The 10,818-nt window shown below is 39.0% G+C and carries 5 protein-coding genes; all 5 read right to left on the bottom strand.

Going from position 1 to position 10,818, the window contains the following annotated elements; genetic code table 11:
- Positions 1-1,402, bottom strand: a 1,402-nt coding sequence (locus C3D30_RS06895) for a tetratricopeptide repeat protein (RefSeq protein ID WP_157945284.1), incomplete at its 3' end; no start/stop codon positions are given.
- Between the two features lie 112 nt (positions 1,403-1,514).
- Positions 1,515-3,809 carry a cellulose biosynthesis cyclic di-GMP-binding regulatory protein BcsB gene (gene bcsB / locus C3D30_RS06890; RefSeq protein ID WP_445297902.1) on the bottom strand — a complete coding sequence of 765 codons (2,295 nt, stop codon included), beginning with the start codon at positions 3,807-3,809 and terminating at the stop codon, positions 1,515-1,517.
- Positions 3,810-3,867: 58 nt separating this feature from the next.
- A complete protein-coding gene (gene bcsA / locus C3D30_RS06885) occupies positions 3,868-5,982 on the bottom strand; it encodes a UDP-forming cellulose synthase catalytic subunit (protein WP_105286649.1) in 2,115 nt (704 codons plus the stop codon).
- Positions 5,983-6,066: 84 nt separating this feature from the next.
- The gene (locus tag C3D30_RS06880) at positions 6,067-7,407 is read right to left on the bottom strand and encodes a GGDEF domain-containing protein (protein WP_105286648.1); all 1,341 of its coding nucleotides are present in this window, start codon (positions 7,405-7,407) and stop codon (positions 6,067-6,069) included.
- 4 nt (positions 7,408-7,411) lie between these two features.
- On the bottom strand, positions 7,412-9,760 hold the full coding sequence (locus tag C3D30_RS06875) for a sensor domain-containing phosphodiesterase (RefSeq protein WP_000286959.1): 2,349 nt from the start codon (positions 9,758-9,760) through the stop codon (positions 7,412-7,414).
- Positions 9,761-10,818 lie beyond the last annotated feature (1,058 nt).

Below are 10,818 nucleotides of genomic sequence, written 5' to 3'. Positions count from 1 at the left end.
CCTCTTTACCGCTTTCACGCAGGCGGCTGGCGGTTTCCAGTACCTGATCGCTTTGCAGGCGGTTTGCCAGTTCCTGAATATTGCTGTTCCACTGCGCGCGCGGCAGGCTGTTGATATGCGCCAGCGCCGCTCTGTCCTGGTCATGACCAGAGAGGTACAGCCCGTAAGCGTAAACCTGCTCCGGGTCGTTCGGCTTCTGCTGCGCCAGATGGCGCATTAACGTATCGGCCTGGCTGCGTTGTCCGGCCTGCCAGAGATCCTGCGAAAGCCGGTAAGTAATCCATACACTGCCGGGGTCCAGCGCCAGTCGTTGCCGCTGAAGTGCTGCCGCCTGCGCCCATTTCCCCTGGTTTTCCAGTGCCTCTGCCTGCTGTGCCAGACGGTCGTTTTGCAGGCTGCGTTCGATATCATCAATGCTGCGCCGCTGGCTGGCAGAGAGCGAGGCGATAAACGCTTCAGCTTTTTCTGGCGATTGCTGGCGGTATATATTCGCCAGCCCGCGCACGGCGTTAGTGTTGCCGCTGTCCATACGCAAGGTCTGCTGATAATAACGTTCGGCGGCGGGATAATCTTTTCGCGCCATCGCCACATCGCCCAGCCCCAGCACTGCATAACTGTCGGTGTTATCGACATTACGTGCCTGCTGGAACAACCGTTCCGCCCGGTCAGGATTATTGGCTTTCAGCGCAGCATCGCCCTGCTGGATCGCCAGCCAGTAGCGGTTCACCTTCAGCAGACTGTTCCATTTGTCGTTGTTGCTGCTGTTCGGGTCCAGCGCGAGGGCTTTTTCCAGATTCGCCACCGCATTAGCGCGATCGCCATTCTGGGAATACGCCTGCCCCAGCGCCCCAAATATGGCACCAGAGTCAGGATTATCAATATTAAGTATATTCAACTGACGAATCGCTTCGTTGCGACGGGAGGCAATTTGCGTCATTGCCCCCCAGTATTCCAGCGCCATTTCGATATCTGGCGGTGCCCCGTTAAATAGCTTGTCGTAACTGTCGATAGCCTCTTTATGCCGCCCGGAGATAGCTTGTAAGCGTGCCATTTGTAGTGCCTGACGCCCCTCAGGCGAAGAAAGTCGCATGGCCGTGCGCGATGCTTTATATATTTTTGAATCAGGAGCGAGCAGAGAAAGTCTGGCAAGTTGTTTTTGCGCGCCTTCAATATCCCCCTTACGCAGCAGATAGCGAAAACGCGCCGCAACGACATCTGGATTATCAGGCTCCGCCAATTCAAGACGATAAAGCGACTGTTCGACCAGATCTTCACGATGAATGTCTTCGCCTAACCTAATCTGCGCCATTAACAGCTTGTGTGCAGTTGGTGTGGCTTTCGCCATCGACATTACCGCCAAACCAAGGGATATTGTGAGTAAATTTAGGGTGAATTTGTACATGCCTGCCTCAATCAGGTGTTAACTCACTTTTTATTAAAAACAGAACGGGCGCAGCTCCCTGCCTGTATAAAGTCAGGACAGAATGGAGCCGCAAAATAGAAATGATGATGAATTACTGTTGATGAGGGTTCAGACGACGGCGACTAATGTTACGTAACAGACGCCATACAACCCACGCCAATAGCACCACACTGAGAGTTGCCAGCACTGCCAGTAGAATGGGGTGTCTGGCTAACACATATTGCACTCGTTCAATCCAGGGGAGATGCCCAACGTAATAAGTATCTCCAACTCGTAAACTATTGACGCCAGATTCACGAATAACCGCGACTGAACCAAAAATATTGCTGCGTTTTGTACTATTAATTAACGCATTGTTGAGTAGCGTATCTCCGCGTGATCCCTCGGACATTAAAGCAATTACGCTGCGTTGGGTATGATATGGAGACTGAAAACCAACTATCGCCGCCATTGGCAATGGCGAATTTATAGTTGTTTGTATTTCAGGTTTTTGATCGTCGTTATCTGTCATAATTTTGGCGTAATCAGAGTGTCGTATTGGGCTTTTTACCCAACTTGTTGTTGCCTCAATGAGCAGGTTAATTTGCTGATTGTCTGCAAATTCTTGCGGAAGTCTTCCTATTAACAGGATATCTGAATCCTTGCCCTGAACAGAACCTATATCATTAGTAATTGTCAGATTAATTGCCGGGAATCCAGTTTGAGCACCAATCAGTCCAAGGGTATTTAATAATGTTTCAACTTGCGTTGTGCCAGGGTTTTCAGGCATAACCACAACCGTTTCTGATAGATCGGCCATGCGGCTAAATGGAAAGCCTGAGCTGGCAAAAGCGCGTAAATCTGGCATTGCGATAAAGTGATGGTACTTTGAAAAATCGATAGTGGAATCATCTGCAATAACCGCATGATTTTTTAGAGGCCGGGAAATAATACAGCTATCGGCATCAGAGCGCGGCATAGTATTAACGTACTCGAAATTAAATCGCAATTGATTAAGCGCCCCTAACGTCAGCGCAGGAATGTTAATTTCATTATTACCATCCAACAATTCTTGCAATAACGGTAAACGTAACAACAATCTATCGGTAGCAGATTTCGGACTTAGCCGGAAAGATTCAAGGTACTGGTTATTAAGACTGACATCCATGCGTGAACCACCTGTCGTTGGCGTGGTATAACGATAGTTAATCTTCATCTCACCCCCACGATTACGCAATAGAAAGAGATCAGGTGGCAAATTAAATGAAACATTAATTGCCGCAGACTCCAGGGCACTTGCCTGTAACTGCCCTTCATAATTTTTAAGCTCTGCGAAAGTTACAGGACGATCAGTGCGTACCCAGTTTGGCGCATCATAAGGTTTACGCGGCAGTAACGGCTTCACGTCATTTACGACCACGCTATCGCCGCGAAATAGTATATTTCCCTGTGCAAGACCTTTTGCCGCCTGTAATAAATCTTTATCATCGCGGCCAAAAAGCACCAGCAATTTGACAAAGGGATTTTGTGGATGACTGATCATTTTAATAACAGGCGCATTCACCAACGGATGCTCGCGCAGAAAGTCTGGGCGTCTATTGTTAGTGGCAAAGACTACTGCATTACTTTCCGGTAACTGGTTATAGAAAACCGGAAATCGGTGACCACGCCAGCCAGATTGCGAACCAAACCACGAAGCGACAATAGCTGATGCCTGCTGCAAACCAGTCCCAGGAGTACCGGCAAAAACCATCGGCAATGTATTAGGGCGGTTATCTCGCGGATCAAAGAACGGTACAGGAAGATATGAAAGATCATTTTTCAAATTGAGTCTCTGAACTACCAGTTCAAGTTCACTGGTACGTCCAATATCAAGCCACAAATTGCTGCTGGTCGGGTTTTCGCAGGCGCTCTGGTAGTGACTAATTAATTCGAGGCGCAAGAGATTAAAATCCGAAAAATACAATGGGTTAAGAGTTATTTCCGCCAGCGTTTTCTTTCCCAGTTGTTCTTTGGTAATCGGCAATACCCCCATCAACTCGTCATTAAGATAGACCTTAAGCTGTGACTGGACAGGGATCAGCGACGGTGATGGAGTGTATTCAAGTTTTAGTTTCGCTTCTGACACTATTTCATCGCTACGCATACCAAACTCAATTTGCCCCTGTGGGTTAACTCCATTCAGGACTATGTTTCCTGGCGTTGGTGCGATTTGTGTAAATGGGAGTTTAAAATGGCGAGATGGTTCTTTCGCATAAGCAGAGATATTTTCCTTCTGGATAGCGGGTAATACTCCTCCTGAGGAAGGCTTATGAATTACTGTAGCCGATGCTGTATTTGCCTGGTAAAAACATAATAACCCCAAGCCAATTATTGCAGCACTTAATCTCAAAAATTTTCTTTCCATTTTAAAAAATTCAACAACCATAATAAATAAAAACAATATATTTAATTAGAAATTAGAACTAACTTTTGGAACTGCCTTTCAGTGTCCGGAGAATATAAAAAACCATATTGCAATAACCTTTCAGAGAAATAAAACATATTTCAATAAAACTCTTTAGAATATTGTCTCGTTTAATTTTATCATTCCACTCTTTCCATAGTGAATCACGAGAAAACGTTGCTCTTACATAATTAACATTTTGTTCATGACTCATTGGCATAATCTTCAGACCAATTTTATTATTGTAGGCATGAACTATTTCTACCGGTATATCACACTTTTCGTTACTATCATCCAGATAAAGAGACAACCGCTGTGTTTTAACAATAGTTTTTACGTCGGAGATATTATCAAGGATAACGCCTAATCCTCCTTCGGAAAAATCAAGAACAGAACAAGGATAGCTCCGTCCATCTTTCAGTTGTAAAACGCCCTTGAAAGAAACATCAATACGGGGAGAAAAACGCACCTGCTTTTGTTCAATAGAAACAGCCAAAGTTGCGCCAATAATAATTGTATTATAAAACAGCCAAATCAAACAAAACAAATTCAGGATGGCGATATGCCCTTGCAAACTATAAACATTAACAATACCTATTATCAGTCCAATTACATTTAAAATGGCAAAAATAAGATAGGGGTAGGAAATTCGCCAGTCAACAAACTTATTTTTTATCAGCCCTCCTTTGGCCGTAACGTTGAAACGCCCTTTTGCTGGCGCAAGTAAAGCTACAAGCGTTGGTAGCGTAATATACCAGGCCAGAACCATTTCATAAATCTCATTCCAGAATGAATGTCTGTATTTACCTTGTACTCTTGAATTAGTTAAAATAATAACAAATAGATAAGGTAAAACATAAGACATAATATCTGCAACTGATGCATCGATCAGGTTGACTGAAAAGAAAATAGGACATAAAGGTGCGAACAAGAAAATCAGTCGTGGCACACCTGATAAAAAATGCATCATGCTGCTGAGATAGCAAAGGCGCTGTGATAATGTCAGCCCCTTGCCCAATAATGGATTGTCAATACGCAAGATTTGAATCATGCCTCGAGCCCATCGAATCCGTTGCCCAATATGAGCAGACAATGTTTCTGTGGCTAGCCCGGCAGCCAGAGGATAGCGAAGATATGCAGAGCTATAACCTGCACGATGCAAGCGTAACGACGTATGCGCATCTTCAGTTACTGTTTCGACTGCAATGCCTCCAACCTCATCCAGAGCAGATCTACGGATGATTGCACATGAACCGCAAAAAAATGAAGCATTCCATGTATCCGTACCATTCTGGATTAACCCATAAAAGAGGTGTCCTTCATTTGGCTTTTGCCGAAACTGCCCCAAATTTCGCTCAAAAGGATCGGGGGAAAAAAAATGATGTGGTGTTTGCAACATCGATAATTTTTTATCGGCAATAAACCAGCCCATCGTTTTCTTTAAAAAAGATACCGACGGTATATGATCGCAATCGAAAATAGCAACAAATTCGCCATTAGCTATTTTAAGCGCATTATTTATATTTCCGGCCTTAGCATGTTCATGTGTTTCTCTTGCGACATAGTAAATTCCTGACTCGTTCGCGAATTTCCTGAACTCGTCCCTGGCGCCATCATCAAGGATCCAGATATGTAATTTATCCTTTGGCCAGTCTAAAGCCAACGCACCATAAACTGTATTCTTCACGACTGTAAAGGGTTCGTTATATGTGGGTATTAATATATCTACGATGGGCCATTCTTCTTTATTCTCTGGTAAGGGTATACTTTCTCTGTTCAGCGGGAAGCAAACCTGAAAGTAACCAAGTAATAAAACAAACCAGGCATACGTTTCAGCAGCTAATAACGTGACTGAAAATAAGCAGTCTGGAAATTCATTCAGGATGACTGAAGAGGAGTAACGCCACCATAGATATCGGGATGATATGAGTATTCCAACACCCATTAAAATCAGGGTAATCATCCTTCCCTTGAGCAAATTAAGGATAATGACAGCGATGCAAATAATAATTGAAAATAATGTTTGTTGATAAAATCCAAGTGGCTGCTCAACAATTGATAAAAAAACAAAACATAGCAATATAGCAACAACCACAAGGATTTTGTTTGACACTTCTTTATTTTTTAAGATCATTGCACTTAACGATTCATTAATACTATAACTTAAACAGTGTGAGTTTTATAAACATAGACGACCATTGCTATGCAAATTAAAATATCAACACCACGTTATCTGCGCTCGACCATTTTGCTTACTTTTGTATAACCGTTCATCTGCCAGCAATTTCAACCGTTCAATGTTATTCATGCACTCATCTGTACTGGCAACCCCTATGCTGCAACTACAATTTAACCCACCGATTGCGAAATGAACAACTCTGTGCAAAATTCTTGATAGTTTATTTTTATCCTTCTCATAATAAATAATAGCAAATTCATCACCGCCAAACCGGTATATTTCCCCTTCACGACGGGGTAACTCATCTTTAATAAGGTTAACAAGTTTGATGAGTACTTCATCACCAAACAGATGGCCAAACTTATCATTAATGGTTTTAAATTTATCCACATCAAATAGACACAGGTAGCCAAAATTCTTGCTCAGCATCTTGATTTCCTTATCAAAACTCCGGCGACCAGAAGCCCGAGTTAATGCATCACAAGTGCCAAAGTCATATATCTCTCGAATTGCATTAATCTCTTCCGCATTAAAGAATAGATTTTCTCCACGTAAATCATATTGATGATTCGACAATATAGATTCTTTTTCCAATCTACCCTTATTTATAATATTCCGCAGTAATTTAATATAATTAATATACAGTATGATTGCAGATATTGCCGATGCAAAAACGAATAGCATACATATATAGAGATATTTACTTTTTTTATAGGCAACAATAAACATCATTTCTGGAAGGTAAGAATACGACAGAGTGATAGCTGACATCTCAAATACAGCATCATTTATCAAAAAATCATCACCTGCGATTTTCTTTTCATTATCATTAATATCATAAAATGAGATATAGATATCTTCTCGTTCCCCTGACTGATTTCTAATCAAAGATAAATAACGTTCAGGATCTACCACTGATATCAGACTTGTTCGTTTGGCAATGGGATGAGCATAATAAACATAGTACTTATCTTTTAAACCAATAACGCCTCTCTCAAATTCGTTCATTACCCGAATAGAGGAAAGTATGTCGTCACAAAAATCATCCCATTTCGTTGTAACTTTGATACATTTACCATCGCTAATAATATAAGGACCGAGATCATACAAATATCCAGGATTTTCATAGCCAGCAAAGCTATTGCGTATTTTTTTCACCAATTCTTCTGGAGCAATATCTAGTTCATAAAATATATTATTAGATACTGAGCGGCGATACTCAGAAACATTAGCTATTGCAAGCCCACTATCTACAATAGATACATTCACCGAATTAATGCGGCCCTTAACATAAATGGTGTATAAATAACAAGTTACTACAGCGACGAACAAAAAATACAAAAAACAGATTACTGCCGCCTTTTTCTTATACTTGAACATTGCTTTATTTTCTTTTTTTCGGTTTGCTGTCTATATGCCATTCTGAAAACGGTAACGGTTTCTGGTATAAGTATCCCTGAACATGAGAGAACCCTAATTTTTGCAATTCTCTGGCCTGACTTTCAGTTTCAACACCTTCTGCTATTACCGGCATATTTTCTTCACGAGCAAGACTGGATATAAAATACACAATTTTGTTAGTTTCATTGAAAATACCAGAGGTAAACTCTGAATCAATTTTAATACTATCAGGTCTTACTTTATAAAGTTTTTTCAGGTCAGCTAATCCACTACCGAAATCATCAAGAGAAATCTTGATACCGTTTTCTTTTAAAATTTTTATATTATTGTAAAAGCTATCATTTATATCTTTTACTGCTGACTCGGTGATCTCCAGACAGATTTGTTCAGCATTTACATCAAATGCATTAATTAAAGTAAGAACACGAGTGTGGAAGTCAAATTCATTTAATTGCCATGGAGAAACATTGATATGCAGGAGAAAATCATTAGCAACCTCATATTCACGACTAAAGACACCAAATTCGCTAATAGCCGTTTCGAGAACAAAATCACCCAGTTCTTTAATTAATCCTATTTCTTCAGCAACAGGTACAAAAATTGATGGCGGTATTGCCCCATTTTCGACGGATAACCAGCGGCATAACGCCTCAGCGCCTACAACCCTATTATTATCCATATCAACAATCGGTTGATATACTAAATAAACTTCACTACTCGAAATCGCTTTTTTTATATTTCCTGCCACCCAGACCTTCTGATCAAGTTCATGAACTTTGATGTCATCATAAAACATAAATTCAGATTCTTTATTTTCCCGCATAGCTGTTAATGCCAGTTTCAGCTTCCCTTCATAAATCGAAACATTTTCCCCTGAAAAAGTTTCACAAATGGCAATCTTATGAATATAAATATTTCTTATGCAAAATATATGTTCAGGGAAGTTTAAAACAGATAATCTTTCGATGAACTCTTCGCAGTGAGTGTGGCACAGCAACAAGTATGTTTCAGTTGAGACTTTTACGATATCACAATATTTTGAATATTTTTGTGATATCTTCGATTTTATATCATTAACAATTTCATAAAATTTCTGACTTCCATATATCGCCTCAACAAACTCTAATCCATAGATGCAAAGCATACCAACTGCCAAATAGGTTTTATTATTAGTTTCAATAACAGCCTTATTTATATAGAAGCTACTTCCTTGTTCATAGGACACAAGATTAAGTAAACGATCCATACGCTCCTTGTATTTATAACTGATATTATTAATGATTTTTTTGAGTTCAACAATCTCGCTACTATCATTTTGCACAATATCAATTGTGTCGTTGCGATATACTGAATTAGCTAATTTTTTCAGATGTTCTATTAGTTTGCTGGATTCGCCTTTAATTTTTTTTGTTATTTTTTCAACGATATACCATAATAAACAAAAACAAACCAAGCCACATAAAAACATCAATGTAAAATATTTATTGATGTTTGCATCTTCTGCTTTTTGATAGTAAAAGTAATGGAATCTGACATCAGGAAGCCTGGGGAGTGAGATAATATTGTCTATATAGTTGCCACTATTATTACTTATGTTATAACTTCCCGATGACTCGCGGACAATAAGATGTAACATTGATTTTTCATTACCTACCATAATCCTTTTATTTTGTTCCATGAATAGAATATCAGCATCACCACCTAGTTTATTTAAAAAATTACTGAAATATCTTTCATCAAGATCCAGATGTATTAACTTCAGAGCAAATGAATCTTTTTCTTCTTCGGATGGTCGTAGAGAAAATGAAAAACATTTTTTTCCGGCAATACCATAACAATTATACCATGGTGACCATTTTGAATAAGTCCCTGCCGGTAATTTATTCCAGGGACGTGATTCCGGGTTAAAGTAGTTATCGCTAATATTACCATCGTCCCCAATAAAAGGTTTACCGGGTTCTGATTTTCCCAGGAATTTTACCTCACCATTCTCCGCTCGAATAAAGCTAAGATAGCTTCCATTATTGAGCATTATCCCCACTAAATTAACCGCGTCTATTTTTTTCATGCGATGAAGGACTGCTCGCTTTATCTCATCTTCATCATTTAACAGATAAATTGCATCTTTTAATGCATCAGCCTCTTTTTCAACTTTAGAAAAAAAATTATTCAAATTGTTATTGATGAGTATAAGGTTAATCCGTGAAGAGTTTTCTGCTATTTTTTTATGGAAATCAATTGCGGTAATAAATGACAAGACAATATAGACAGTAACAGCTAATATAACCGCAGTGTTAAATCTTGAGTTTAATTTTTCGGTAATGCTATACATACTGGTGTTCTGACTAAAATGTTATCAATTGCTTTAATATAATATCGTATAAAGTTCTGTATATTAGACGATGTTACCCTTCTCTTTATGACTTTCTTAATTTCATTATTCCCATATAACAAATATGTCATGATGAGAAGATTAATTTTTTCTTAATTTCCAAAAGTGATTATCATTCATTCTATTTTAACCAAGGTAATATTGTTATATGTAACACTCATTTTGTATCTTTCACCCACGCTACCGCCTTTCGTTAAATTTTCAACGAAATAATTTAGATATGAAAAAATTACCCTATAACAACACAACTAGCACATCCTGCCGAGTTGTGACATCTACTCTATAATTATCCAAAAGAGGTATTAGTATCTATTATCAGTAATCCATTCTGTTTATTTATCTTATTCAAGACATGTGTAATACGACTCTCTTAGCCCAAAATATATTAATCAGTAACCTTAAAGTAAGATTTAGTCAGAAAGTGATCGCGAAAATTTCACTGCCAGGGCTGTAATTTGTCCATCAACCTAACAGATAAATATTTTCAGGAGTACACGTTCGATAAAACAATAGATGCAACATTAGAGCACTATTTTATTTTTAAAACAAAAGACTGTGAACTACACCAGGTATGAGAAGATTCTGTCGGGAGATGATTCTTGTTGGATTAAAATCCTATAAAATATAGCTTTACCAGAATATTGCACCAAGAAATCAATATACCATCTGCATAACCAAACAATAATTGCAATCATTCTCAGAAAATTTAACCATAATTAGCAACGTGCAAATTTATTGATGCAGATCAAAAAATCCAAGTTTACATTACCACTCTTTGTTGAAAATTTAGCCGTAAAAATCATGTTATTACGATGCGCAAGAGTTTACTCCAGAGCTCCAAATAATAACTTGCAAAATAACCAATAATTAAAACTATCACCATATCTAAAAATAAAGGTCTCCGATAACTAAAATTTGTATTATCACGGCAGCGTTGATATTCTTTCATCCCTTAAGAAAAACTTAACTTTTGCCTTGGTAGACCTGCTCTAATTTTA

Source organism: Escherichia sp. MOD1-EC5433 (assembly GCF_002966005.1).
Taxonomy (GTDB): Bacteria; Pseudomonadota; Gammaproteobacteria; order Enterobacterales; family Enterobacteriaceae; genus Escherichia; species Escherichia ruysiae.
The sequence above is the reverse complement of the archived record's forward strand: the minus strand, read 5'-3'. Positions and strand labels throughout refer to the sequence as shown.